This window comes from Microcystis sp. 49638_E5, from assembly GCF_021300285.1.
In the GTDB taxonomy this organism is placed as follows: Bacteria; Cyanobacteriota; Cyanobacteriia; order Cyanobacteriales; family Microcystaceae; genus Microcystis; species Microcystis aeruginosa_C.
Genome location: NZ_JAJTDH010000029.1, coordinates 60269 through 87003, shown reverse-complemented (window position 1 = coordinate 87003; position 26735 = coordinate 60269). Strand labels below are relative to the sequence as shown.

The following is a 26735-nucleotide window of genomic DNA, read 5'->3' as shown; positions in this document are numbered from 1 at the left end:
TTTCTCATAAAGATGAAGTATAACTGGACAGGGTAATGAAAACCTCTATATCAAGGTAGTAGGGTTGATTCATGAATCAACCCTACGAATCAACCCTACGAATCAACCCTACGAATCAACCCTACGAATCAACCCTACGAATCAACCCCCCTTATCAAGGGGGGCAGGGGGGATCAAACCTAAAATCCATTCAACCCTACGAATCAACCCTAGGAATCAACCCTACGAATCAACCCCCCTTATCAAGGGGGGCAGGGGGGATCAAACCTAAAATCCATTCAACCCTACGAATCAACCCTACGAATCAACCCCCCTTATCAAGGGGGGCAGGGGGGATCAAACCTAAAATCCATTCAACCCTACGAATCAACCCTAGGAATCAACCCCCCTTATCAAGGGGGGCAGGGGGGATCAAACCTAAAATCCATTCAACCCTACGAATCAACCCTAGTAATCAACCCTAGTAATCAACCCCCCTTATCAAGGGGGGCAGGGGGGATCAAACCTAAAATCCATTCAACCCTACGAATCAACCCCCCTTATCAAGGGGGGCAGGGGGGATCAAACCTAAAATCCATTTTTAATTTAATTATAACCAGCTACTTAGGGTTTACTGAAAAAGTTTTTACTGGAGGCAGGGTGTAGAATAAAATTTCCCAGAAGCAATCTTTTTAATGTCTCATCGCTTCTATTATTTTCATGGTTTCGACGCTGACAGTACAGACTCTTTGTAGTAAGTCAATTACTGTTTCTTTATAATCGGCAAAGCGATAGTTATTAAATCTTTCGGCGATGGTTTGATCTTTGGGTTTCTTTTCCTTATATTGATCTAAAATCCATTCTAGGGCCGAACGATTACCGAGTTTATATTCCCAGGCAATTTTGGGAATATCTTGTAGGAAAGTGACATCATCGAGGTTGATAGAATTTTTTTCTCGGTCAGCTTTTAGTTTAGGTTTCGGTTTGAGGTTATTATTAGTATCAATGCGGGTTAGTGGGTAGGGTGCGACGGTTTCATAGTTGATATGTAATTCCATTAGTTTGCTTCCCCATTCTACCCATTGAGAGAAGTTATCATAAAAGGGAAGCCGGGGAAATTCTCGCTTAAGATTTAATTCGTATTTACTGCGATATTCCGGGTAGTGGAGGACTGCATAAGTGTAGTGGAAGATATCGAGTTTGGTGATGGTTTTATCGTTGTAATGTTTTTGGAATTGCTGCAATCCCCAATCGGTGATATTATCGATACGGTTTCCTTCTTTGTCGTAGCGGTAGAGGGGGAGACAAAGTGTATCACCAATGAAATGATAATCAACCGGACAATTAGAGGTTAAAACTTGAAAAGGTTTAGAAAGCGGAGTACCTGAAAAATAAATAACACTATTACTATAATCAAATCCTTTCCCAAACAATTCTGCATGATAGTTAGTTAGAACATCATTGAGTATAAAATCGCTGTAAAATAATTGCTTTATAAAAGGGCGAAAGAGAGAAAATATAATTTTTGCTCTGTCAAAAGTAATGCTATGCCTAGCGATTAAGTGCTTCTTTAAATCTCGACTCCATTTAATATTAAGATTTACCATTTCATCAATATTTATATTGGAAAACAAAGACGTTTCTGCGTATTTAAAAATATCTGAATTATAAATATCGATAAAATAACTTATCTTGCTCTCAAGTTGCTGTGAATTGAAATCATATACCCATTCATCTCTATTACTCTTTATTCCATTTGTGTACAACTTAAATATTGCTACTTCATGAATTTGATCTTTGGACAGCTTAGTATCTTTATCAACTACAGGTATTAAGCTATTAAAATCATTATCTGATTGTTCAATCCAATTATGTTTTTTGTCTGGTATGATATGCTCAAAGTGAATATCTTTGAAATCATTTACTTGCAGATAATTAAGTTTATTTTGTCGCAATTCATGAACATCAAAAGGATTCGCATAAGAAAGCTTATTTCGATTATTATGATTGTCTTTAATCAAAAAACTTATCACAATACCTGTCATAGCAGCAGCACCAAAAATTGTGTGTTTTTCACCAATGAAAATACCATCTCTACCAGAAATTTTTCTGACATTACCACCTAAATCTATAAAATAAGCGCAAGTAAATTCTTCTTCAATACATTTTCTAAATCCATCAAAGGAGCGACCATCCAAGAAAGAAGAGTTAGTAATAAAAGCTATTATACCATTTTCACCTAACCTATCTGTAGCCCAACGAAAGAAGCGAGAATACATATCATATAGCTTTGTCTTCTGCGCTGTACTCTCTTCGATGTAAGTATCCTTAATGCGCTTATCAATAGCAGGATACTTCCGATTTTTATTATTGTCATTCTCATTTTGCTGATTAGCATTATAAGGAGGATTACCAATAATTACAGAAATATTGCGGTCATTTTGATTTTGAATCCGTTGGGTATTCTCCACCGACATGGCAAACAAATCCATCTGCTTGAGATGAAAAGCAGCATGGTCCAGGGTATCCACAAAACAGATATGCTCAAACTCCTCATACTCACCCATCTTCTGCTTGTAGGTGAACTCAATATTCAAATTAGCAATATAATAAGGCAGAATTGCCACCTCATTACAGTGCATCTCATGCTTATACTTGTACCGTAACTTATCCTTCGGTAAATACTCAATCAACTCCGTTACAAAAGTTCCTGTCCCCGTCGCCGGATCTAAAATTTCTACTCCTGGATCCGCCAACAACTTACCAAAATGCTTGTGGACTAAATAATCGACACTTTCAATCATAAAACGGACAATTTCATTGGGTGTATAGACAATTCCCAACCGGTCCGCCGCTTTCGGATTGTATGCTTTATAAAAATTCTCATAAATCGCCTTGAGAAACTTCTGCTTCTCGTGGTGGTTATAAATATTCGCCGCTGTCCGCCGAATTACCGCATAATAACGTTCAATTGTCCCTAAAGTATTGCGCTTGGTATTACCAGTAAAGAAAGTTTCAATCACTCCCTGTAATTCCCTAGCGATATTATTTTCCCGGTGAAATTGGGACTCATTAAAAATATTGATAAAAATATCCTCTGTCAGAATATGCTGAATAATCATCTCTCGCACATCTTCCAGACTAATTTCTGGATTGATTGACTTGCGACAAATCTCTAAAAATTTGTCCCGCGCTGTCACAAAATTCCGATTCGTCTCCGACTGCAACGCAATTAAACCCCGCAACGCTTCTAAAATTGTTGGTAAATCTTCCTTAAAACTATCAATCGCCTCTCGAAAATCGTTAACTTCTGGACGTACATAATTAATAAAAGCATTAATAATCCCATCCAAAGCCTCATCATCGCGCATGGAGACGCGCAGTCTTTCTTCTCCTCCTTGAATTAAAACCGCCGTCTGGGAGTCTTCAAATAAAATATTGTCATTAGGGTAGCCTTTCGCTAACTTTTTCTCAATTTCTTCGTCTAAATTATCGTATTGATCCTTACTTTCCCAATATCCCCAATCTAACCGTAAAGCATCCTTTACCGTCCCGTCAGGATAGACAACTTTTCCCGATTTAGTGCGATAATCCAACTCCGGAATTAACAAAAAATCCCGCGCCTTGCAATAGTCATTTAACAAATTCTGAAAAGCGACTCTAATCGAAGTTTCCTTGCGACTGCCGCCATATTGGACAATCTTCTCAACTTCCGCCTGATACTGGCTGATTAATAATCTAGACATGGGCTTAGAGGAGGTAAATTAAGTAGTTATAATCAAATAGAAGATAGATTTTGGACTCTCTTATTCTTGGTGTGATCAGTTTAACCCATATAGGAGCGATCGATCTTTGTGTCCTCTGTGTCTCTGTGGTTTTTTCCACTCCCTCGCCAGCAGGACTATATCCTAGAATACATTTTACCCAGCAAACCCAAGAGAGTCGATTGTGCCTCTCCCCTTGATTGTCTTTAATCGGGATGACAGGATTCGAACCTGCGGCCCCTTCGTCCCGAACGAAGTGCGCTACCAAGCTGCGCTACATCCCGAAAGTTTTTAGCTAAATCATCATAGCATATTCTGCCTTGAGTGGGTCGAGACTTGCTAGGATATTACAGATATAGGCAAAAATTATCGGAGTAGTTCAGGCGTGACGGTAAAACCAGAGTGGTTACGGGTAAAAGCACCGCAATGGCAGCGAGTCGGCAGTGTTAAGGAAGTTTTACGCGATTTAGGCTTAAATACCGTTTGTGAGGAGGCTTCCTGTCCCAATATCGGCGAATGTTTCCACGCGGGGACGGCTACCTTTTTAATTATGGGTCCTGCTTGCACTCGCGCCTGTCCTTACTGTGATATAGATTTTGAGAAAAAACCCCAACCTTTAGACTCCACGGAACCCCTGCGACTAGCGGCAGCCGTGCAACGTCTTGATCTTAATCATGTAGTGATCACTTCTGTCAATCGCGATGATTTGGCTGATGGGGGTGCTAGTCAATTTGTCCGTTGTATCGAGGAAATTCGCCGCATTTCCCCAAAAACCACCATCGAAGTGCTGATTCCCGATCTTTGCGGCAATTGGCAGGCTTTAGCTTTAATTCTTGCCGCTAAACCTGAAGTTTTAAACCACAATACCGAAACTGTTCCCCGTCTCTACCGTCGTGTGCGTCCCCAGGGTGATTACCAGCGTTCTCTAGAATTATTGCAGCGCGCTCGCGCCATTGTTCCCGCTACCTACACAAAATCGGGCATTATGGTGGGATTGGGGGAAACCGACGAGGAAGTGCGGCAAGTGATGGGCGATTTACGGGCCGTTGATTGTGATATTCTCACCATCGGGCAGTATCTGCAACCATCGCCAAAACATCTCGGTGTACAGGAATTTATCACCCCCGAACAGTTCCAAGCTTGGCGCGAATATGGGGAATCTCTGGGATTTTTACAAATTGTTGCGAGTCCCTTGACAAGAAGCTCTTATCATGCTGAACAAGTCAGAGCCTTAATGAATTTGTACCCGCGAGAGTCTTGAGATGGGGCAGCAATTGCTCAAAAGCTCGTCCTCGGTGGCTAATTTTTCTTTTTAATTCGGGAGACATTTCCGCAAAGGTTAAAGCGTATTCGGGGACATAAAAAATCGGATCGTAACCAAAACCACCTTTACCCCTAGGACTGGTGAGAATTTCTCCCGTGCAGATTCCTGTGGCGCTCAAGGCAATCTCACCATCGGGACGTGCGATCGCAATTACACAGACAAAACGGGCCGATCGATCCTGATTATCCCCTAATTCTCTGACGAGGCGATCGATTCTTTCTCGATCATTTTTACCATAGCGGGCCGAGTAAATCCCCGGGGCATTTCCTAACCCGGTTACTTCCAATCCCGAATCATCGGCGATCGACCATTCTCCCAAAGTTAGGGCAATTTGAGCAGCTTTTAAATAGGCATTTTCAGCAAAAGTCGCCCCGGTTTCCTCTATCTCTAAATCATCGGGTTTTAACTGCAATTCTAGGTCGATATCAGTTAAGTATTCCCCTATCTCTGCCAATTTACCCGGATTACTCGTGGCTAGAATTAATTTTTTCATCGGCATTTTATCTCAGTGATCAGTTATTTTAACCGTCAGGAGCCGGTCGTCGAGAGTCAGACTTCAGGAGTCAGTATTCAGGAGACAGGAGATTATTTTTATTTATTCTCCCTTCTCCCTTCTCTCTTCTCCCCAATTCATAATTCATAATTCATAATTTATAATTCCTAGTCCCTAACCCCCGATAATCCCGCTAACATTTGAGCGTAGGGAGTTTCGTGGAGATGGGCCTTATTGACAGCACCAAAAAGGGTTAATTTGTCGATAATTACCGATTTCATCGCGGAAATTGCCTCTCCTGCGATCTCTAATAAATCCTTATCCTCTGGCCCACAAATTTCCCGTTTCAGGGACTGCATATAGGCTTGACGCACTTCTGTATTAACATTAAATTTGCAGACTCCTAACTGGATCGATCGCCCGATCATTTCTGGGGGTAAACCGGAAGCACCGTGTAAAACTAGGGGAATAGACAGAAGTTGTCGAATCCGGGCCAGGCGATCGAAATCGAGACGGGGCGGACTTTTGTACTCGCCATGGACATTACCGATAGTTACGGCCAGAGAATCCACTCCCGTTGCCTGCACAAATTGCACTGCTTGCTCTGGATCTGTCATTTTAGCCTCTTTTTCGGCAATAGTTAACCCGTCCTCAGTGCCGCTAATTCGGCCGATTTCTGCCTCCACCACAGCCCCGTATTCGTGAGCTAAACGAGTCATTTCTTTGGTAAAAGCGAGATTATCTTGGTAGGGAAGATGAGAGCCATCGGCCATAATTGAGGTCATCCCCGCTTCTAGGGCCTCGTAGATATCGCTGGCTTTAGTGCTATGGTCAAGATGGACCGAGATAGGAACCTTGGCCGAGCGAGCGGCCTCTAAACAGAGAGCGACGAGGGTGGAACTGCCATAACGCAAAGCGCTGGGGTGAATTTGCAACATAGCGGGACTACGGCAATCCTCGGCGGCACTAATCACCGCTTTGACCCCTTCTAGGTTATAAACATTAAAAGCTCCGATCGCATAGATATTTTTGCGAGCGGTTTCGAGGAGTTCCTGAGTAGAAGCGAGCATAATATGGAAAATAACCATTGATACTGCCCAATTTTACCCTAATTAGGGCTGGCTTCTAGAGGACAAATAAAAGGGCAGCCATGGTCAAAATCGCTACAATATATAGATAAAATCCTAATTGCGAGGAAAGCCTATCGATACCATCTTCGGCAATACCCAGGGACTAAAAGCCAGTCAGATGAAACAGCTACAAAGGCTGTACCATGAACGCTTGCCTATCGATACTCTCACCACCCCAGAATTCGCCCAAAGACTGGCGGCCATCAGTACCGATATTCATCAACCCCTCTGCACCTATATCAACCGTCGCGGCCAGGTAATTCGTGTGGGAGTGGGAACCCCCCGACAAACCCAATTTTCCCTCTTGGAACTACCCCGCTACGGTTCCGAACGTCTTTGCGGAATTCGTTGTATCGCCACGGAACTCAAGCAGGAACCGCCAAAAGAATCCAGTTTAACCGCCATGGCTCTGCAAAGATTAGACGCACTGGTGATCTTAACCCTAACCGGCACAGGCATGATCCGTCGCGGTGGTGGGGCGACTGGTTATGTGGAGCAGGTCTATCTGGCGCATCTCATACCACAAAGTCAAACAAATGTCAATAGTAATATATACTGGTCTGTCTCCCCGCCCTTAAATCTAGAGGATTTAAGCAAACAGGACTTTTTAGAGTTAGTGGAAGGACTAGAGGCGGAGTTTCAGCGCGAATTTACCGCTATAACCGTTGATACAGCCGAAGATCGGGTGCTATTGGTTGGTTTAATGACCGACAATATGAGCGATCGCCAGTTCGAGGACGGTTTAAGCGAATTAGAACGTTTAGTTGATACCGCCGGGGGCAAAGTTTTGCAAGTCACCCGACAAAAACGGGATCATCCCCATCCTCAAACAGTGATCGGTTCGGGAAAAGTGGCAGAAATCGCCCTACAGGTGCAAACTTCGGGGGCTAATTTAGTTGTATTCAATCGGGATCTTTCTCCCGCCCAAATTCGCAATCTAGAGAACCAAATCGGGGTGAGAGTGGTCGATCGCACCGAGGTGATCCTGGACATTTTCGCCCAACGGGCCCAATCCCAAGCGGGTAAACTACAGGTAGAATTAGCCCAATTAGAATACACTTTACCCCGTCTCACCGGGCGCGGATTAGCCATGTCGAGATTAGGGGGAGGAATTGGCACTCGCGGACCGGGGGAGACAAAATTAGAAACAGAACGCCGAACTATTCAACGTCGTTTATCCCGTCTCCAGGATGAGGTGGATCAGCTGCAAGCTCATCGTTCCCGTTTACGCAAACAACGGCAAAAACAAGAGGTAGCCAGTGTGGCGATCGTCGGTTACACCAATGCGGGAAAATCTACTTTAATTAATGCTCTCACCGCTGCCGAAGTTTATACCGCCGATCAACTGTTTGCTACCCTTGATCCCACTACCCGACGCTTAACTATTACCGATCCCCTTACCCAAACATCTCACCCCCTCTTACTAACTGATACGGTGGGTTTTATCCACGAATTACCCCCCTCGCTGGTGGATGCTTTTCGGGCAACTTTGGAGGAAGTAACGGAAGCAGACGCATTACTCCATCTGGTGGATCTGTCCCATCCAGCTTGGGAAAGTCAGATTGCCTCGGTATTAAAAATCCTCTCGGAGATGCCGATTCAAACCGGTCCAATGTTAATGGTGTTTAATAAGTTGGATCAGGTAAAAAGCGAGGATTTGGAAATAGCTAAGGAAAAATATCCCCAAGCTGTTTTTATCTCGGCTATTCGTCGGCTAGGATTGGAAACTTTAAAACAAAAGTTAATCGATTTAACCGCTTAAGTAGGGTCTGCTGAAAAAGTTTTTCCTAGGGGCAGGGTGTAGGGTGTTCAGGGAAAAAGTAGCTGAATTTCCCCCTGATCACTCCCATATCTGGTACTTTTGGATTTCAAAAAAGGCTAAAAGTCTTATCCAGCAAGGTTTTTAGATTTATTCAGCAGACCTTAAGTAGGGTTGGCTGAATAAGTCTGTTGGTGGGGTTAGGAGTCAGTAGCCGGTCGTCAGGAGTCGGTCGTCAGGAGATTATTTTTGTTTATTCTTCCCACTTCCTAATTCATAATTCATAATTCATAATTCCCACTGATAACTCAGGAACTATGCAAACAATCTTTTAGCGCGTAGGCTACCTGTTGTTGTTCCTCGCAGCTTAAATCGGGGAACATAGGCAAAGATAACACTTTTTCACTGGCCAATTCAGCCATGGGTAAATCACCTTTTTTATAGCCTAAATACTGATAAACCGGCTGTAAATGTAGGGGAATCGGATAATACACCATCGATAGGACATCTTTTTCCTGCAAAGCCGCCCGCATTTGGTCACGATTTTCCGTTAGGATTGTGTACTGATTCCAAACGTGCTTACCCCCGGCTAAAGCGGCGGGTAAAGTGATATTAGGCAAAGGTTGCAGTAATTCCCGATAACGTTGGGCAATCTCGATCCGTTGATTATTCCAAAAATCGAGATATTTCAGCTTAATTTGCAAAATAACCGCTTGAATGGCATCTAAGCGGCTATTCACCCCAATTACCTCATGGAGATAACGCACCTTGCTGCCGTGTTCTTTAATCATGCGAATTTGTGCCGCTAACTCGGGGTTATTGGTGGTAATTGCGCCACCATCGCCACAACCGCCTAAATTTTTGGTGGGAAAGAAGCTAAAACAGCCAATATCGCCGATACTCCCCACTTTCTGCCCATGCCATTCTGCTCCCGTTGCCTGAGCGCAATCCTCAATCACCAATAAATTATGGGAACGAGCGAAATTTACCACCTCAGACATATTGACAGATTGCCCAAAAAGGTGTACGGGGATAATCGCCTTAGTTTGGGGAGTAAGCGCTTTTTCCAACAGTGCCACATCGAGGTTAAAAGTATTAATATCGATATCGACAAAAACTGGCACTGCTCCGACTAAATTAATCGCTTCGGCGGTGGCAATAAACGAAAAAGTAGAAGTGATTACTTCATCCCCCGCTTGAATACCGAGGGCGCGTAGTGCCAGATAAAGGGCATCGGTCCCCGAATTACAGGCAACACAATCGCTAACACCATGATAGAGGGCAAATTGTCGTTCTAATTCGCTCACAGCTTCGCCACCAATATAGCGCCCAGAACGGAGGATTTCTAAAACGGCATGGTTAGCTTCTTCGCTGATGACTTGGTATTGACGGGATAAATCGACGGGGGGAATTGTACTCACGCGCTTTCACTCAAATTAGAGACTAATCGGGATTTGTCGGCGAAAAGAAGGAATAACGAAGGCAGGAGGCAGGAGGCAGTTTTTGTAACGGGGCATAAATTCCCTTTACAAAAACTTTTCGCCTTAAGGCGAGGTTTTAGAGCCGATTTTTTTGATAATTGGTCAAAAATAATTATAAACTTGCTATTTATAGATGAACTATCGTTGTAATTTGTTTCTTTTATTTTTATGGATGGATTAGTAGAACTAAATCTGGTGGATTTGGGTTGGGCTTTGGGGATGATGGGTATTTGTTTACTCCTCTCCCGTTGGTCAAATTTAGCCCTAGAGGGCCAATTATTATTAGCGACTGGTCGCTCGATCCTGCAATTATTAGTGGTAGGCTACGTTATCGCCGTTATTTTTTCCCTTGATAATCCTCTGGCAGTGCTGGGGATTTTGGCAGTAATGATGACTATCGCGACTATTGTTGCTAAAAATCGCATTGATAGCCGGGATAAAGCCCTATTACCGCTAGTTTTCGGCTCTTTATTAATTAGTAGCTGTCTAACTTTAGGTTATGCGATCGCTTTAATCATTCAACCAGAACAATGGTACTCACCCCAATACTTGATTCCCTTGACGGGGATGGTGTTAGGGCAAGCGATGAACAGTGCCTCTTTAGCCGGGGAAAGATTAAGCAGTGCCATTAAAAGTCACCGTTTGGAAATCGAAACCCATCTTTGTTTAGGGGCAACCCCTCAACAAGCGATCGCAGCTTATCAAAAAGAAGCGATTCGAGCTAGTTTAATCCCCACCCTCAATCAGATGATGGTGGTGGGTTTAGTCAGTTTACCCGGAATGTTCACCGGACAGGTATTGGCAGGAAGTGAACCTTTAAACGCCGCTTCCTACCAGATACTGATCCTGTTTATGATTGCCCTAGCTAACCTAATCACCGCTCAATTGGTGACAGAGGGAATCTATCGGCGCTTTTTCAGTGAGAATTTATCACTGCTCAGTTAACTAATTTAGCCTTTCCACTTGCTGGCGACGACTTCAGCGAGATCAACCACCCGTTGGGAGTAACCCCATTCGTTATCGTACCAAGCGATAACTTTCACCATATCGCCACCCATCACCATGGTGAGACTAGCATCGATGATCGAGGAGGCATCAACACCGCGATAATCAGAGGAAACGAGAGGTAAATCATTATATTCGAGAATTCCTTTCAAAGAATTTTCCGAAGCTTCTTTGAGGACTTCGTTTACCTGTTCCGCGATCGTGCTTTTTTCCACTTGCGCCACTAAATCCACCACAGAAACGTTAGGAGTGGGTACCCGCAGAGCGATACCGTTAAGTTTCCCTTTCATGTCGGGGATAACTAAGGCTACAGCTTTAGCGGCGCCGGTGGAGGTGGGAACGATGTTAACGGCGGCGGCGCGAGCGCGACGCAGATCCCGGTGACTAGCATCCAGAATCCGTTGATCACCAGTGTAACTGTGGGTGGTGGTCATCGTCCCTTTGATGATGCCGAAGTTTTCGTGAATCACTTTGACGACAGGAGCAAGACAGTTGGTGGTACAACTGGCATTACTGATGACGTTGTATTTATCGTGTTCGTATTCGTGAGCGTTGACACCGACGACATAGGTTCCCACACCCGAACCTTTACCCGGTGCGGTAATGAGGACTTTTTTAGCTCCTGCGACAATATGCTTAGAAGCGCCCTCTTCATCGACGAAAACACCGGTAGCTTCGATCACTAAATCTACACCCCATTCTGCCCAGGGCAGATTGAGGGGATTGCGATCGGAATAACATTTAATAGTCTTACCGTTAACAATTAAAGAATTATCATCGGCATCGATATTAGCGTTAAGTTTGCCTAACATCGAGTCATATTTGAGCAGGTGAGCGTTACTACGGGGATCGGATGTATCATTGATCCCCACTACCTCCAAGCCACTATCAGTCCGTCCTAACCAACATCTTAGGAAATTACGTCCAATCCGTCCGAAACCATTGATCGCTACTCTAATCACTGCTGCTTGCCCTCTACGTTTTAGTGCAATACATAAAAAAATAATTAATGTTCCCAATCATACCTTAAAGGTTGAACTTTGCGATCCTGATCGGAAATAATTTATTACCTCACCAATCTTATCGGGTTTAAATGAGGAAATTTAATTGATTACAGCGATTTAAAGAGGGTCTGCTGAAAAAGTTTTTCGTGGGGACAGGGTGTGGGGTGTGGGGTGTGGGGTGTGGGGTTTTACCGGTTTTGAGGTGGCCAATTACCTAATTTTTAGGGAAAAAGTCCAAGGATTTTCCCCCTGATCACTCCCATACCTGGTACTTTTTGATTGACAAAAAGTCTAAAAGTCTTACCCAACAAGGTTTTTAGATTTATTCAGCAAACCCTAAATAACCGCTAAAAAATTCTCATAACCCCATTCCCTCTTTAGCTGTCCGCCTTTTCGGTGATCAGATGTGAGTTTTCATTTTACTGATTACTGATCACTTAAAGGTTCCCGCTCCTCTTATCCTCAAAAAAAACTCGTTTACTTTTCTGTAAACGAGTTCACTTTCCATGATACGATTAATAGTCTTGTGAATTATTTGGCAACTGCTACCGGTGCTTTGACGGGCTGGGGCTGCAGGTCGCGTAAACTTGGGAAAAGGAAGTGGTTTTCCTCCACATATTGCGCTCCAAACAGTCCTTTTTCAGCCCAGAAATAGCGATCGGTTGTATGCTCGTTACGCTTAACAACCAATAAAGCTGGTGGGCTAATGCCTATAGCTTGAATATACTTACGCGCCGCAGTTACGGGTTTATCCTCGCCACTTTCAATACTATACTGGGGTACAAGTTCAAGTATCTTACGTCCTTCTTGACGACGGCGACTCTTACGTTTCCGTTTTCTGGCCAACCCAATTACCTCCTGTTTTGGCTAATCGTTGTAATGATAGTTACAAAAGCCGTAGCGATTATATCCCTTCTAGACCAAGAAATCAAGTGTCTCTCACAAAGCCAAGTACAGACAAGTTTGACCGGAAGCTAGACTGGGACTATGTTTAAGTTTTTCTGACAAAAACACTCCCCCAAATCCCGATACAAAACTTATTATTCTTAAACTTTTTTTAATATATACCGCGATCCACCTCTAAAATAGTGACCAAACCCTTGTCCTAATTGCTTTTTGCTGGCTGCCCTCGATCCAAGAGAATCGCCCTTCTCTCCCGTGTAAACTGGGAAATAAAACTCGCAACCCTAGCTTTATCAAGGTTTTCTGATTTTTTACTTTTTACTTTCTTGGTATGCCCTTCTCCTTCCCCTCCCGGACTCCCCTGAGTAATGATTTTATTGCCCTCTGTCAGGCACAGATGGAACTTTTGCGGGAGCAAATGGAAGCAGACAGAAGTGCGGTTTATTTAACTGAACCTTTATCGAGTGATTTAATTCCAGTCGTTGTTTATCCGCCCTTTAATCCCCCTTCTCCCCAAACAAAGCGGCTTTCCTTACAACCAGGGCAACCGGCGGCCGACTTGTTAACTGCGGTTAAGTTAGAAGATTTATCCCACCTCTGGAGTAATCAGGAGACCGTCAGCGGTCATCGCTTGTTTTTACCCTTAATGTATGAAGAGGGCATGATCGGATTATTGGTGACAACCAGAGAAAAACGACCTTGGCAAAGCTGGGAATTAACCCGGATGGAAAAAATCACCCAAACCCTCGCTTTAGCCTGTGTACTCGATCGCCAATTGGGAGAAGAACGCTATTATCGACAATGGCAACGTCAGCGCCTCGATACCTTTCTCCATCAAATCCGCAATCCCCTCACCGCGTTAAAAACCTTTGGTAAACTTCTACTCAAAAGGCTGTTAGCCGAAGAAAGTAACGATCCCGCCATTACCGGTATATTGAGGGAAAGCGATCGAGTTCGGGACTTAATTGCCGAATTTGAGGGACAAATTCAGCAAGAAAGCGAAAATTACCCCACTGTCGATATTCCTCTCCTGCAAGCGCAATCTTCCCCCACTGCCTTTCTCTTGCCTGCTGGCAGCAGCCAACTAACTCCGATCGATATCCATGATATTCTCGATCCGCTGCTCCTTTCCGCCCAAGCGGTAGCCAAAGAGAGAAATCTCAGTTTAGAAAGGATTTACGGGGAAGACATACCACTTATTCGGGCTAATATCCCCGGTTTGCGGGAAGTATTCAGTAATTTAATTGATAATGCCCTCAAATATACTGCTGCTGGCGGAAAAGTTACCGTCGAGGTAAAAAATGTTAAGAATAGTGTAGAAATTGTTTTTAAAGACACGGGTTATGGTATAGCGAGGAGCGATCAAGAAAGAATTTTTCAACGTCACTACCGGGGAGTGCAAGCGGGGGGAGATATACCTGGTACAGGATTGGGGTTAGCGATCGCCAAAGAATTAATTACCAGCATGGGGGGGACGATTGAATTTATCAGTCCTAATCCCGAGGGAACAAGTTCCCTTTATCCTGGCACGGTTTTTCGGGTTAGTATGCCAGTTATACTCGATGATAACCTCAGCATAGAGGGATGATCTGGCCGTAAAATCTGCCGATCAGGACAATCGGTGGGAGTGGTCGGTTAAAATTTCTGAAAAATATCAGTATCAATGTTAACTTGGCCGTGAAGCAAAGAATTAACTAATTATGCCGACTATCGAACAATTAGAACCCGCTAATAAGGCTGATGTGTTAGTATATATGCCCTACTATGCCAAGGACAAACATAGTATCTTGCCCTATGCGATCGCTTTGTATCAAGGAGGAGCTTTAGAAGGTCGTCGTCACATAGAAAATAGCGAAGGGATTCCCTTTGTGGCCTCTTGGTATGTATCAAAATTGCCCTCGGAATTGACCCGTTGTCGTTTACAATTTGAAGGACAGGCCGACCTAAGCTATGAGATGACGATTATTAACGCCGAGTTGATCGAATACCTCATCGATGCGATTAAAACCTTTAAGCAGCTAGGTTCGGCCGACTTTTCGCAGGGATTTTATCGGAAACTGCTGCAATTTGAATGATAAAAGTCGGGATTTTACGGGTTAAAAGGAGCAAATCGTGGCCAAATCAGCCAAATCTATACTTATCTCTTCCCTAGAACCCCTCAGTGGTAAATCGGGAACTGTCGTCGGTTTAGCGCATCTCTTGCGACAAAAAGGACTAGAGATAAGTTACGGCAAACCAGTGGGCAATTGTCCGGGATACGTCGATGGGCAATTGGTCGATGAGGATGTAGAATTTATTCGGCAATTATTAGAATTATCCCCGGAGCAGCTGCGTTTACCCCTGATCTACACTGATGCGGATTCCGTTGCTAAACGTTTACAAGGTGTAGATCAACAGGACTACGGCAATATTCTTGCTGGTTATCTCGATCGAGTTAACAGTGATATTATCCTCCTCGAAGGGCCGGGGACTCTCTGGGAAGGCAGTATTTTTCAGTTATCGATGGGGGAGATGGCCAAAATTCTCCAGACTCCAATCCTATTGGTGGCCCGCTATAGTTCTCCCCTAATTGCCGAGAGTCTGCTGAAAGCAAGAGAGGAATTAAATAATCAGCTGCTGGGGGTAGTGATTAGTGATATCCCGGAAGATGATTGGGAGGAAGTACAATCTCTCCTGAAACCCTATCTGGCCCGCCAAGGTGTGGAAGTTTTAGGACTGTTACCCGCTAGTAAACTGCTGCGCAGTATTAGTGTTCGGGAAATTGTCCATCTTTTGGGGGCCAAAGTATTATGTCGGCCCGATCGTTTAGATTGGATGGTAGAAAGTTTAGCGATCGGGGCAATGAATGTCAACGCCGCTTTAGAATATTTTCGCAAGGGGGAAAATATGGCCGTGATCACGGGCGGCGATCGCACAGACCTACAGTTAGCTGCCCTAGAAACTTCTACCACTTGTTTGATCTTAACTGGTTCCATCTCTCCGGATCCCCTGATTCTGGGCCGGGCCGAGGATTTAGAAGTCCCGATTCTCTCGGTAAATTTAGATACTCTCACCACCGTGGAAATTGTCGATCAGGCCTTCGGCAAGATTCGCTTACAGGAACAGGTAAAAGTCGCTTGTATTCGAGAATTAATGGAGGAACATTTCCAGATCGATCGCCTGTTAGAAAAGTTAACAATAGGGGTGTAATTTCTCCCCGGCTGCCGAGAATTTCATTGGAAATCACTTCATGAGTCTATCATCACCCCCTGTGTCCCCTCCGGTCAAAGAAAATGACTGGAGCTTATTATTAAGATTACTTCCCTACGCAAAAAAGCAAAAAGCCCTGCTATTTTGCTCATTAATACTTCTTTTTCCCCTATCTCTCACGGGGGCGATCCAACCCTTAATTATCGGTCAAGCGGTCTCCCTTTTGCAAAAGGAACAAACTTGGGATTTTTTGGCTCAAATGCCCTTAACAGCAGCCATTAATACCTTAATTATTATCCTGTCAGCTTCGATTATTTTACGACTGATTTTAGGGACAACACAAGGTTATCTAGTGCAGAAAGTCGGTCAGTCCATTACTGCTAATGTCCGGGAAGATTTATTTAGTCATGTTACTTCCCTTTCCTCCAGTTTTTTTGATCGCTCTCCCGTGGGACGTTTAGTCACTCGTTTAACCAGCGATGTGGAAGCATTAGGAGAAGTTTTTGCTAGTGGGGCGATCGGAGTTGTCAGTGATTTGGTCAATATTTTAGTTATTATCATCACCATGTTTACCCTACAATGGCAATTAGCTCTATTGTTGGTGTTGATGTTATTTCCCGTCACTGTTTTAATTATCTTTTTTCAAAAACAATACCGCATCGCTAACTATCAAGTACGCGAGGAATTATCAAAACTTAATGCCCAATTACAGGAAAATGTAGTCGGAGTTAATATTGTTCAATTGTTTCGCCGCGAACGCTTTAACGCTGAAATGTTTCGCGCTACCAATACTCACTATCGTCGCTCCCTAGATAAAACAATTTTTTATGATTCGGCCGTCTCAGCTACGTTGGAATGGATCGGATTAATTGCCGTGGGAGGAGTATTATGGTTAGGCGGGATTTTTATTCTCCAGAAAACCATTGATTTTGGGGTTTTATCGGCTTTTATTTTATTCTCCCAACGTCTCTTTAATCCCCTGCGTCAGTTTGCCGAAAAATTTACCATGTTTCAATCGGGTTTTACTGCTATTGAACGCATTGGGGAATTAATTAGTATTCCCATTGAAATAACCGATTCTAACAATTATAAAGAGATTTCTTTTCCAGAAAAATGTCAAACTGGCGAGATTATTTTTGAAAATGTTTGGTTTGGTTATAAACCTGATGAATATATTATCAAAGGTCTCAATTTTACTATTCATCCGGGTGAAAAAGTCGCTTTAGTCGGTCCCACTGGTGCGGGAAAAAGTTCGATTATTCGTCTTCTCTGTCGTCTTTACGAACCAAGTAAGGGCAGAATTCTAGTGGATGGTATCGATATCCGTTATCTTCCCCAAGGGGAATTAAGACGTTATATTGGTGTCATTCTCCAAGAAACTTTTCTCTTTGCTGGGGATGTTACTCGCAATATTACTTTAGGAGAAAATTATGATTTTGAGCAGGTGAAGGCAGCGGCTAAATTAACTAATATCGATCACTTTATCGAGGAGTTACCCGATGGTTATCATACCCGTTTACGCGAACGGGGCGCAAATTTGTCGGGAGGACAAAAACAATTACTCGCTTTTGCGAGAGTCGCTATTCGTAACCCAGAAATTCTAGTTTTAGATGAAGCTACTGCTAGTTTAGACGTGGGGACAGAAGTATTAATTCAAGAAGCTTTAGAACAGATTTTAGTCGATCGTACTGCTATTATTATCGCCCATCGTCTCTCCACTATTCGCAATGTCGATCGAATTCTTGTGCTGAAACGCGGGGAATTAGTCGAATCGGGAACCCATGAAGATTTATTAACCAAAGACGGCCTCTACGCTAGTTTATCGAAAATTTGGGTTTAAAAGCCCGAAGTTCCAGCATTTGTCTTAAATTTTCCCATTCTTTTGCAAATAATCGACTAATGCCCATAATCCTAAGCGATAACTTTCGGCCCCAAAACCGCTAATCTGTCCGATGGCTATATCGGCAATGTAGGAATGATGACGAAAAGACTCGCGTTTGTAAATATTGCTTAAGTGTACTTCCACACAGGCAATTTTTGTGCCTAAGAGTGCGTCGCGGATGGCGATACTGGTATGAGTATAAGCTGCTGCATTAATCAAAATACCGTCATGCTGACCCCATGCTTGCTGAATCCAGTCCACTAATTGCCCTTCCTGATTGGACTGGTGCGCGGTTAAATTCACCCCTAAACGGGTAGCTTCTTCGCTTAAAAACTGGTTAATCGCTTCTAAATTGACGTTACCGTAGAGATTCGGCTCTCTTTTCCCCAATAGGTTTAAATTCGGCCCGTGTAAAACCAGAATGCTTAGTTTATTCACCACTGTCCTCCCTATGATCACCAGAATTAATCTTATCTCGATCAGGGATTATTGCCTATCAACAGCATTTTTGCCGCTACGGTAATCAGACTAAATCCAGTTATTAAAAACTGATTATTTATTCTCCGTTTTGCAGGAGTGCCTCTCCTGATATGTAGCCCATACTCCACGGATTTAGTATTGCTTCCGATTTTATCACTCAATCCAAGCTTTTGGGGGGTTCTACCCCCCAAACCCCCCGCGCATTAGTTTTTCGGTGGGATGCTTACACGCAGCTGCTGACGCATCTGTAATAATACTAAATTCGGTTATTAAAAACTGATTATTTATTCCCCCTTTTGCCTCTTGCCTTCTGCCTCTTGGCTCTCCTGATATGTAGCCTATGCTCAACGGATTTAGTATAATTTAAGAGTCACTCCCCTTGCAGGAGTGCATCTCCTGATATGTAGCCCATACTCATTGGACTTGCTCCAGGACTATCGCTATATTTGATCAGTGCAGCGGGATGGCAAGGAAGCAGCGATCGCCGATAAATTGGTAGGGAGGGGAGTCCTTAATCATGCACCCCCTGTGCGACAATATATCGAGTTTGCCCTTGGCTAAAACCATTAATTGATGACCTTGCCCATACAAGTTTTACCCCAAGACGTAATTGATTTAATTGCCGCAGGAGAGGTAATCGACTCTTTAGGCGCTGTGGTGCGAGAATTAGTCGAAAATGCCATTGATGCGGGGGCAGATAGGATTACCATCGATATATCTCCGCAAAACTGGCGAATACAAGTATCGGATAACGGTAGGGGAATGTCTAGAGAAGATTTGCAACTGTGTAGCTATGCCCACAGTACCAGCAAAATCCGCCAACGGGACGATCTTTGGCAGATTACCAGTCTCGGATTCCGTGGTGAAGCTTTGCACAGTATCGCACAGGTGGCGCGTCTGCGGGTTGCCAGTCGCCATGACGATGATTTAGGTTGTTATTGTCTTTACAATCACCAGGGCGAGCCGGATAATTTAGAAACGATTCCTATAGCTATCGGCACTATCGTCACGGTAGAGAATCTCTTTGGTAACTTTCCCGTGCGTCGTCAAGCTTTACCGTCAATTAACAAACAATTAAAGGATATACAGACTTTAATTCATAATTTTGCTCTCTGTCATCCCCAAATTACTTGGCAGGTTTTCCAAGATCATCAAGATTGGTTACGCATTAGTCCGGGTAAGGATGCCAGTCAAATATTACCCCAATTAGTTAAATCTCTGCATTTTAACGATTTAGCATCCCTAAAACTTGACTTAACGACTCCTGACGCAGAATTGGCTCAAATTGAATTAGTCATCGGTTTGCCCGATCGCATTTCTCGCCATCAACCGGATTGGGTTAAAATTGCTGTTAATGGGCGAATGGTGCGCTCATCGGAGTTAGAACAGGCAATATTTAAAGCTTTCGCTCGCACAGTCCCTAAAGATCGCTATCCCGTTTGTTTTCTCCATCTACATCTTAACCCCCGTTCGATCGATTGGAATCGTCACCCAGCTAAAGCGGAAATATACCTGCATAACCTTGTTTTTTGGCAAGAACAGATAATTTCAGCCATAGACAAGGCGTTAGGACTAAATCCCGAACATATACCCGAAAAAGCGCAAAATCAGCGCGTCAGTCAAATTCTCAAGGCTGCCGAGGAAAAAAGCACTTATACAATAGGGGAAAAATCCAGGAAAAATCGGCTGGAATTAAAGGCATTAGCCCAAATTCACCAAACTTATATAGTTGCTGAACATCCTAACGGATTATGGTTAGTGGAACAACATATTGCCCATGAGCGGGTTTTGTACGAACGTTTAGAGGATAACTGGGAAATCGTGCCGTTAGATACTCCGATCATCTTAAATCAGTTAACTACTCGACAAGTCGAACAATTACAACGTTTAGGATTAGAAGTTGCTAGTTTTGGCGATCGTTCTTGGGCTATTCGTAGTATTCCTGTTCTACTAAAAGAGCGGCAGGATCGGGCTGATGCTTTACTAGAATTAAGTTTAGGGGGCGATTTACAAACCGCTCAGGTGGCCACCGCTTGCCGTAGTGCGATCCGCAACGGTACAGCTTTAAGTTTAGAAGAAATGCAGAATTTACTCGATGATTGGCAAAATACTCGTAATCCCCGCACTTGTCCCCACGGAAGACCGATTTACTTATCCTTAGAAGAAACCTCGCTCGCTCGCTTCTTCCGTCGTCATTGGGTAATCGGCAAAAGTCACGGCATTTAATCAGTTATCAGTGATCAGTTATCAGTTATAGTCATTTCAATTAAGATTGAGAATATCAATGCTAGAGTTAATAAGGGTTTAACTGGTCTAGAGTGTATCAGACTTATCTGAAATGACTATATCAGTGATCAGTTATCAGTTATCAGTGAACTGTTTACTGAAAATTGGCAGATATGGTTAGGGAGCATCTCATACTAAATCCGTTAAGTATAGGCTACATATCAGGACAGGCAAAAGGCAATAGGCAATAGGCAATAGGAGCAATAGATAATCAGTTTTTAATAACCAGATTTAGTATCACTTTTTAATAACTGGATTTAGTGTCAGTTTTTTGCTCCCCTCTCCCTTCTCTCATAGGGTTAGATGCGTCATCAGACGCATCCTCTCTGTTTAGGTTTTCTTACATTTTGCTGAGAATACGCTGGACTATATCCATTCCTGTGAAGGCTTGCCAGCCAAAAAGACCTAAAATGACGGCATTAAGGGTAATATGGGTGATTCTAGCCAATTCGTTGCCTTTTTGCATTAAAGGTACTAAAGCGGCACTGATTGAGATTAAACCCACCATCCCTAAACCGGCCAGCAGATGGGGCCCGACAAATAATTTACCGTTATTAATATAAGTCACCGCCATAGCCCCGATCGTCCCCAACACCATTAAAGCCAGGATTAGGGAGCCAATTTGATAGTGTTTAGTGCGAAAATTTTTGGGCAATAATTCTTTTTTTAGGTCTTTATCTGCTGTCCGCGTCCGTCGCCATTGTAGCCCCGAATAGAGGGCATAGATAGTTAATCCTAATAAAACCCACATGAGAATGGGATGGCCAAATTGTGACCAAGTTTTTACGGCACTGGGAATCTCGAAGTTCATAGTTGTCTGTTCTCATCAAAGATCGCTTCTTAATAAAAATTAACATGAATCGCTCGCGCTTCCTTGTTTTCTGGGTCACTAGACCTGTCATACTAAATCCCGTTTAAAAGGTGTAGGGTGTGGGGTGTGGGGAGAATAAATAAAAATAGTCTCCGGACGACCGACGACCGATCCCTATCTCCATTACTACTATCTTTAGGTACACCAACGTTTAAATCAACCAAGCTCGATCGCAAATCGCTATGATAGAATATTGGGTCTTTAATTTCCGTCCCCTTCTCCTCTTATGAAACTGCCTGTCGTCGCTATTATCGGTCGTCCCAATGTGGGCAAATCCACCCTCGTCAATCGTATCGCTGGAGATCAACAGGCGATCGTTTTTGATCAACCCGGGATTACCAGAGATCGCACCTATCAACCAGCTTTCTGGTGCGATCGAGATTTTCAAATTGTCGATACAGGAGGGCTAGTTTTTAACGATGACAGCGAATTTCTCCCTTTAATCCGCGAACAGGCTTTAATCGCCCTAGCAGAGGCAAGTGTGGCGATTTTTGTCGTCGATGGGCAAGGGGGAATTACCGCCGGCGATCGAGAAATTGCCGCTTGGTTACGACAGCAAAATGTGCCGATACTTTTGGCAGTTAATAAATGTGAATCGGTGGAACAGGGTATCCTGCAAGCGACGGAATTCTGGGAATTAGCCATCGGTGAACCCTTCCCCATCTCGGCCATTCACGGTTCTGGTACAGGTGAACTACTCGATGCGGTGATTAAATATTTGCCACCCGCGGCGGAAATTCCCGAAAATGAAGAGATTAAAGTGGCAATTATCGGTCGTCCTAACGTGGGTAAATCCAGTCTCCTCAATGCTTTAACTGGACAACAACGGGCGATCGTCAGTCCGATTTCGGGAACCACTAGAGACTCGATCGATACTTTAATTGAACGAGAAGGACAGGTTTATCGGTTAATTGACACCGCTGGCATTCGCCGTAAGAAGAATGTGGACTATGGAGCCGAATTTTTCAGTATTAACCGTGCTTTTAAGGCAATTCGCCGGTCTGACGTGGTGTTATTCGTCATCGATGTGCTAGATGGTGTCACCGAACAGGATTTAAAATTAGCGGGACGAATCATTGAAGAAGGGCGTGCGGTGGTGCTAGTGGTCAATAAATGGGATGCGGTGGAGAAAGACACCTACACCATCAATACTTATACCAAAATGCTCCAAGATCGGCTGTATTTTATGGATTGGGCAGAAATGATCTTTGTCAGCGCCATGACGGGGCAAAGAGTCACTAAAATCCTCGAATTAGTTGATATTGCCGCCGAATCTCACCGTCGTCGCGTCAGTACCTCGGTAATCAACGATGTGATCGAAGATGCGGTTAAATGGCACAATCCCCCCACCACCAGAGGCGGAAAACAGGGGAAACTATACTATGGCACGCAAGTATCGAGTCAACCCCCCACGATCGCCCTTTTTGTTAACGATCCCCAGCGCTTTAATGATAACTATCGCCGTTACATCGAAGGGCAATTCCGGCAACAGTTAGGCTTTAAAGGAACCCCGATCCGCTTAATCTGGCGCGGCAAACCGGCGCGAGAAGTGGAAAAAACGGTTAATAGAGCCACCAAGGTCTAATTTATGGATTTATTGCGAAGTTTGCCCATCGGTCTTTATCTCGATCAACCGATTACCCGACTACATCAACTGGATGCGCGGGTAAAATTTATCTGGTTAATGGCTTTTTTAGCAGCACCTTTATTAGCTAATCCTTGGTGGCGTTTAGCTTTGGTGGGATTGTTAATGTTGTTAACCCTGTTGGCCCCTATTCCTCCCCGCGTCTGGCGGCAACAGATGGGCTGGCTGATATTTTTGGCGATTATTGTCTTTCTGATTACTGCTATCACTCCCGATGGTTTAGGGGTGAGTATTCAGCCGCGTTTGCCGGAGGAAGGGCTGAATTTACCGCCAGCAAGTGATTATCAGTATGTTTTATGGGATAGAGGTCGTTTATTTGTTACCCGACGTTCTTTGGAATTAGCAGTGAGAATTAGTACCTTAGTTTTTACTTTAATTTATAGCACTAATCTCTTTTTGTTGACGACGGCACCGGAAGAAATTACCGAAGGTTTAGAGAATTTAATGAGTCCTTTACGGCGATTTAATGTGCCAGTGACAGAAATTTCTCTGACTCTTACCCTATCTTTGCGCTTTATTCCCCTGGTTTTAGAAGAAGTGCAAAATCTAGCTAGGTCAGTGCGAACTAGGGCGATCGATTGGCAAAAATTAGGGATTAAAAGAAGTTTAAACGTCTGGTTAACAGTAGTGGAAAAATTACTAGATAATTTGCTTTTACGCGCCGAACAAATAGCGATCGCTATGGAGGTTCGCGGTTTTACCAGTCCCAATCAGCATCAAGTTCGCTGGCACCAATTACAGTTAAGATGGGCTGATTTTATTGCTTTATTTTTGTTAATTCCCTTTTGGGCAGCCCGATTAGTTTGGGGTGGTTTATAGCAGTTATCAGTTATCAGTTATCAGTTATCAGTTATCAGTTATCACTTCACTGATTACTCTTTACTGTTTACTAAAAAAACTCGCCACTCGCCAATTTCCTACTACAGATAGATATGTAAATATCTCAAAAGTATTACCTATAAAAGCAAGTTACGGCCTTTCTCATAAAGATGAAGTATGACGGTATTTAGCATCATCTCCAGAGGACTAGCTACTTTTCCGACGTTCCGCAGTGGCGACGTTACCCAAAAGGAGACTTCGTACCTCATCATTGAGATAACTACTTTACGAGCGATCACCAATCTTTCCCAGTGATTGGGAGAAGACTTAAAAGGAAATCTCACCGAAGAGATGAGTTTTCACCCATAAACGATCAGTCGAAACTAGGGGAAAAGCGCCAATTCAGACTTGAATTGGCGTGTTTTTAAGTCAGAATCAGCACAATTACTCGATAGATGTTTTAATTTCTTCCCAAGTAATTATCTGATCGGGATTTCTTTTATAATCATCAACTTAAAAAGATTTAATCGTGTTTAAAGATTCGGTAACGTGAGCTTTAAAATCTAACATAGAATCAAAAATATGTCTGACGATTCCCGCTTTATCAATGATATAGGTAACTCGTCCGGGGAGGACGAATAGAGTAGAGGGAACACCGAATAATTTCCGCACTCGGTTATCACTATCACTTAAAAGAGTGAAGGGAAGATTATATTTTTGGGCAAATTGTTGATGAGATTGGGGACTATCGGCACTAATACCAATAACTTCCGCACCTGCATCGGTAAACACTTCATAACTATCGCGGAAAGCGCAGGATTCTGCGGTACAACCCGGAGTATCATCTTTGGGATAGAAATAAATTACTAGGGATTTTTTACCGATTAAATCGCCGATATTAACCGTTGCCCCTGTTTGGGAAGGGAGAGAAAAATTAGGAACTTGATCGCCTACTTTTATAGCTGCCATAAGATTAATTAATCGATAGATAATTGTGGATAGGTTGATACTTTACATTCTAACCTTTTTTGGCCTTTTGTTTAGAGCGTTTAGCGGCAGCTTTGGCCGCTTTTTCCGCTTCAATGCGTTTTTGTTCGGCTTTTTGTTTTTCTTCGTCTAGTTTTTCTAGATAATAGTGATAATCTCCCGCATAGGCAATTAATTCGCCGTCCCGAATCTCGACAATTTTGTTAGCTACCTGGGAGATAAAATAACGATCATGGGAAACAATTAAAACCGTGCCTTCATAAACTTTTAAAGCCGATTCTAACATTTCCTTGGCGGGAATATCGAGGTGATTAGTGGGTTCATCGAGAATCAATAAGTTAGCGGGAGCAAGTAACATTTTGGCTAAAGCAAGACGCGCTTTTTCGCCACCACTCAAAGATTCTACTCTTTTTAATACCGTTTCCCCACTGAATAAAAATCGCCCTAAAAGACTGCGAACTTCCACATCTTTCCAATCGGGAACTTCATCATGAATCGTATTTAAAACGGTTTTAGTTAGGTCTAAAGCTTCCGCTTGGTTCTGCTCAAAATAACTAGGAATAACGTTATGTTTACCGATTTCAATCGAGCCTTCTGTGGGGGGTTCTAACCCAACAATTAAACGTAAAAGCGTGGATTTTCCTGCACCATTTGGGCCTAAAAAAGCGACTCTATCGCCCCTTTCTATTTCCAGATTTGCTCCCAAAAAGAGAATTTTATCATCGTAAATGTGAACAAGATTTTTGATAGTTACCACTTCCCGACCACTACGCACTGCTGGAGGAAACTGGAATTTTAAGGTACGCACATCGGCGATTGGGGCTTCAATTTTTTCCACCTTTTCTAATTGTTTTTCCCGGCTTTTTGCTTGGGTGCTACGGGTGGCACTGGCCCGGAACCGATCCACGAAAGCTTGCTGTTTTTCTAGTTCTTTTTGCTGACGTTCGTAGGCACTTAACTGAGCGGATTGTTGTTCGTATTTTTGCTGTAGATAGGCAGAATAATTACCTAAATAAGTGGTAGAAACTCCCCTTTCAGTTTCGACAATTTTGGTACAGAGGCGATCGAGAAATTCCCGGTCGTGGGAAACTATGACCATGGGAGTAGTTAAATCCTTGAGGAATTTTTCTAACCATTCAATGGTTTCTAAGTCTAAATGGTTAGTGGGTTCATCGAGGAGTAAAATATCGGGAGTTTGTAGGAGAATTTTGCCTAAACTCATCCGCATTTGCCAACCACCACTAAAGGAACTTACCAAGCGATCGCCGTCATCAATAGTAAAGCCCATTTCTGGTAAAATTTTCTCGATGCGTGCTTCTAATCCATAACCATCTAACCCTTCAAATTGTCTTTGTAAGCGATCCAATTGATGAATTAAGCGATCTAATTCTTCGGGATCGGCTTTTTCCATGTGCTGGGGAATTTCTATTAGTTGATGGTGGACTTGATTCGCTTCTTGAAACACCGTCCAAAATTCCTCGCGTACCGTCCGACGGGGATCCACTTCAAATTCTTGGGTAAGATAGCCGATATGGAGACTGGTAGGACGGATGATCTCTCCGGCGGTGGGTTCCACTTCCCCCATAATAATCTTTAGTTGGGTGGATTTTCCGGCCCCATTGACTCCCACCAACCCGATGCGATCGCCAGTTTTTACTTCCCAAGTGACATCTTTTAACACTTCTCCCGTCGGGTAAATCTTACTAATTCTCTCTAGTCGTAGCATCGTTGATT

General features: G+C 43.4%; 20 protein-coding genes and 1 tRNA gene. 10 read left to right on the top strand and 11 right to left on the bottom strand.

The window, feature by feature from the left end; all coding sequences use genetic code 11:
* Positions 1 to 671 precede the first annotated feature (671 nt).
* Positions 672 to 3725 carry a type ISP restriction/modification enzyme gene (locus tag LW728_RS10335; RefSeq protein ID WP_287766593.1) on the bottom strand — a complete coding sequence of 1018 codons (3054 nt, stop codon included), beginning with the start codon at positions 3723 to 3725 and terminating at the stop codon, positions 672 to 674.
* A gap of 228 nt (positions 3726 to 3953) precedes the next feature.
* Positions 3954 to 4027, bottom strand: a tRNA-Pro gene (locus LW728_RS10330).
* Positions 4028 to 4098: 71 nt separating this feature from the next.
* On the opposite strand from LW728_RS10330, the gene lipA reads away from it, so the two are divergent.
* Positions 4099 to 5004 carry a lipoyl synthase gene (gene lipA / locus LW728_RS10325; RefSeq protein WP_128575114.1) on the top strand — a complete coding sequence of 302 codons (906 nt, stop codon included), beginning with the start codon at positions 4099 to 4101 and terminating at the stop codon, positions 5002 to 5004.
* Here lipA and rdgB read toward each other — a convergent pair.
* On the bottom strand, positions 4967 to 5560 hold the full coding sequence (gene rdgB, locus LW728_RS10320; RefSeq protein ID WP_004268069.1) for an RdgB/HAM1 family non-canonical purine NTP pyrophosphatase: 594 nt from the start codon (positions 5558 to 5560) through the stop codon (positions 4967 to 4969). The genes lipA and rdgB overlap by 38 nt on opposite strands.
* Positions 5561 to 5727: 167 nt before the next feature.
* Positions 5728 to 6648, bottom strand: coding sequence for a class II fructose-bisphosphate aldolase (locus LW728_RS10315; RefSeq protein WP_287668398.1), 921 nt, complete (start codon positions 6646 to 6648; stop codon positions 5728 to 5730).
* A 100-nt stretch (positions 6649 to 6748) separates the two neighbouring features.
* On the opposite strand from LW728_RS10315, the gene hflX reads away from it, so the two are divergent.
* Positions 6749 to 8452, top strand: a complete 1704-nt coding sequence (gene hflX, locus LW728_RS10310) for a GTPase HflX (protein WP_287668396.1) — start codon at positions 6749 to 6751, stop codon at positions 8450 to 8452.
* Between the two features lie 305 nt (positions 8453 to 8757).
* Here hflX and LW728_RS10305 read toward each other — a convergent pair whose 3' ends face one another.
* Positions 8758 to 9870, bottom strand: a complete 1113-nt coding sequence (locus LW728_RS10305; RefSeq protein ID WP_287766591.1) for a DegT/DnrJ/EryC1/StrS family aminotransferase — start codon at positions 9868 to 9870, stop codon at positions 8758 to 8760.
* Positions 9871 to 10098: 228 nt separating this feature from the next.
* Between LW728_RS10305 and LW728_RS10300 the strand changes: the two genes are divergently transcribed.
* Positions 10099 to 10875 carry an ABC transporter permease gene (locus tag LW728_RS10300; RefSeq protein ID WP_287668919.1) on the top strand — a complete coding sequence of 259 codons (777 nt, stop codon included), beginning with the start codon at positions 10099 to 10101 and terminating at the stop codon, positions 10873 to 10875.
* Between the two features lie 5 nt (positions 10876 to 10880).
* Here the strand turns inward: LW728_RS10300 and LW728_RS10295 are convergent, their stop codons facing one another.
* Positions 10881 to 11897 carry a type I glyceraldehyde-3-phosphate dehydrogenase gene (locus LW728_RS10295; RefSeq protein WP_287691733.1) on the bottom strand — a complete coding sequence of 339 codons (1017 nt, stop codon included), beginning with the start codon at positions 11895 to 11897 and terminating at the stop codon, positions 10881 to 10883.
* A gap of 573 nt (positions 11898 to 12470) precedes the next feature.
* On the bottom strand, positions 12471 to 12785 hold the full coding sequence (locus LW728_RS10290) for a DUF3155 domain-containing protein (RefSeq protein ID WP_287766590.1): 315 nt from the start codon (positions 12783 to 12785) through the stop codon (positions 12471 to 12473).
* 388 nt (positions 12786 to 13173) lie between these two features.
* Here LW728_RS10290 and LW728_RS10285 point away from each other — a divergent pair, with 388 nt between their 5' ends.
* The 4 genes from LW728_RS10285 (at position 13174) to LW728_RS10270 (ending at position 17871) form a co-directional block, all read left to right on the top strand.
* A complete protein-coding gene (locus LW728_RS10285) occupies positions 13174 to 14430 on the top strand; it encodes a GAF domain-containing sensor histidine kinase (protein WP_287766589.1) in 1257 nt (418 codons plus the stop codon).
* Between the two features lie 112 nt (positions 14431 to 14542).
* Entirely contained in the window at positions 14543 to 14917 is a 375-nt protein-coding gene (gene ebsA / locus LW728_RS10280; protein ID WP_271936327.1) for a type IV pilus biogenesis protein EbsA, read from the top strand.
* Between the two features lie 37 nt (positions 14918 to 14954).
* The gene (locus LW728_RS10275; RefSeq protein WP_287766588.1) at positions 14955 to 16031 is read left to right on the top strand and encodes a phosphotransacetylase family protein; all 1077 of its coding nucleotides are present in this window, start codon (positions 14955 to 14957) and stop codon (positions 16029 to 16031) included.
* 40 nt (positions 16032 to 16071) lie between these two features.
* Positions 16072 to 17871: an ABC transporter ATP-binding protein gene (locus LW728_RS10270; RefSeq protein WP_287668911.1), complete on the top strand. Its 1800-nt coding sequence runs from the start codon at positions 16072 to 16074 to the stop codon at positions 17869 to 17871.
* Positions 17872 to 17895: 24 nt separating this feature from the next.
* Here LW728_RS10270 and aroQ read toward each other — a convergent pair whose 3' ends face one another.
* Positions 17896 to 18351: a type II 3-dehydroquinate dehydratase gene (aroQ, locus tag LW728_RS10265; RefSeq protein ID WP_159251592.1), complete on the bottom strand. Its 456-nt coding sequence runs from the start codon at positions 18349 to 18351 to the stop codon at positions 17896 to 17898.
* Positions 18352 to 18966: 615 nt separating this feature from the next.
* Here aroQ and mutL point away from each other — a divergent pair.
* A complete protein-coding gene (gene mutL, locus LW728_RS10260; RefSeq protein WP_004268088.1) occupies positions 18967 to 20619 on the top strand; it encodes a DNA mismatch repair endonuclease MutL in 1653 nt (550 codons plus the stop codon).
* A gap of 400 nt (positions 20620 to 21019) precedes the next feature.
* Here mutL and LW728_RS10255 read toward each other — a convergent pair whose 3' ends face one another.
* A complete protein-coding gene (locus LW728_RS10255) occupies positions 21020 to 21490 on the bottom strand; it encodes a DUF4079 domain-containing protein (RefSeq protein ID WP_002735750.1) in 471 nt (156 codons plus the stop codon).
* 286 nt (positions 21491 to 21776) lie between these two features.
* On the opposite strand from LW728_RS10255, the gene der reads away from it, so the two are divergent.
* Positions 21777 to 23135: a ribosome biogenesis GTPase Der gene (gene der / locus LW728_RS10250; protein WP_004268090.1), complete on the top strand. Its 1359-nt coding sequence runs from the start codon at positions 21777 to 21779 to the stop codon at positions 23133 to 23135.
* Positions 23136 to 23138: 3 nt separating this feature from the next.
* A complete protein-coding gene (locus LW728_RS10245) occupies positions 23139 to 24014 on the top strand; it encodes an energy-coupling factor transporter transmembrane component T family protein (RefSeq protein ID WP_287766586.1) in 876 nt (291 codons plus the stop codon).
* A gap of 513 nt (positions 24015 to 24527) precedes the next feature.
* Here LW728_RS10245 and LW728_RS10240 read toward each other — a convergent pair.
* Together LW728_RS10240 and LW728_RS10235 are read right to left on the bottom strand one after the other, a co-directional pair.
* Positions 24528 to 24983, bottom strand: a complete 456-nt coding sequence (locus LW728_RS10240) for a peroxiredoxin (protein ID WP_287668904.1) — start codon at positions 24981 to 24983, stop codon at positions 24528 to 24530.
* 49 nt (positions 24984 to 25032) lie between these two features.
* Positions 25033 to 26727, bottom strand: a complete 1695-nt coding sequence (locus LW728_RS10235) for an ABC-F family ATP-binding cassette domain-containing protein (protein WP_004268096.1) — start codon at positions 26725 to 26727, stop codon at positions 25033 to 25035.
* Positions 26728 to 26735 lie beyond the last annotated feature (8 nt).

What these genes read in the sequence shown, in the direction of transcription:
- rdgB (WP_004268069.1), bottom strand. Translation starts at nt 5,560, where the DNA reads ATGAAAAAATTAATTCTAGCCACGAGTAATCCGGGTAAATTGGCAGAG.
- LW728_RS10235 (WP_004268096.1), bottom strand. Translation starts at nt 26,727, where the DNA reads ATGCTACGACTAGAGAGAATTAGTAAGATTTACCCGACGGGAGAAGTG.
- LW728_RS10255 (WP_002735750.1), bottom strand. Translation starts at nt 21,490, where the DNA reads ATGAACTTCGAGATTCCCAGTGCCGTAAAAACTTGGTCACAATTTGGC.
- ebsA (WP_271936327.1), top strand. Translation starts at nt 14,543, where the DNA reads ATGCCGACTATCGAACAATTAGAACCCGCTAATAAGGCTGATGTGTTA.
- LW728_RS10285 (WP_287766589.1), top strand. Translation starts at nt 13,174, where the DNA reads ATGCCCTTCTCCTTCCCCTCCCGGACTCCCCTGAGTAATGATTTTATT.
- LW728_RS10245 (WP_287766586.1), top strand. Translation starts at nt 23,139, where the DNA reads ATGGATTTATTGCGAAGTTTGCCCATCGGTCTTTATCTCGATCAACCG.
- LW728_RS10270 (WP_287668911.1), top strand. Translation starts at nt 16,072, where the DNA reads ATGAGTCTATCATCACCCCCTGTGTCCCCTCCGGTCAAAGAAAATGAC.
- LW728_RS10300 (WP_287668919.1), top strand. Translation starts at nt 10,099, where the DNA reads ATGGATGGATTAGTAGAACTAAATCTGGTGGATTTGGGTTGGGCTTTG.
- mutL (WP_004268088.1), top strand. Translation starts at nt 18,967, where the DNA reads ATGACCTTGCCCATACAAGTTTTACCCCAAGACGTAATTGATTTAATT.
- LW728_RS10335 (WP_287766593.1), bottom strand. Translation starts at nt 3,725, where the DNA reads ATGTCTAGATTATTAATCAGCCAGTATCAGGCGGAAGTTGAGAAGATT.
- der (WP_004268090.1), top strand. Translation starts at nt 21,777, where the DNA reads ATGAAACTGCCTGTCGTCGCTATTATCGGTCGTCCCAATGTGGGCAAA.
- LW728_RS10240 (WP_287668904.1), bottom strand. Translation starts at nt 24,983, where the DNA reads ATGGCAGCTATAAAAGTAGGCGATCAAGTTCCTAATTTTTCTCTCCCT.
- LW728_RS10315 (WP_287668398.1), bottom strand. Translation starts at nt 6,648, where the DNA reads ATGGTTATTTTCCATATTATGCTCGCTTCTACTCAGGAACTCCTCGAA.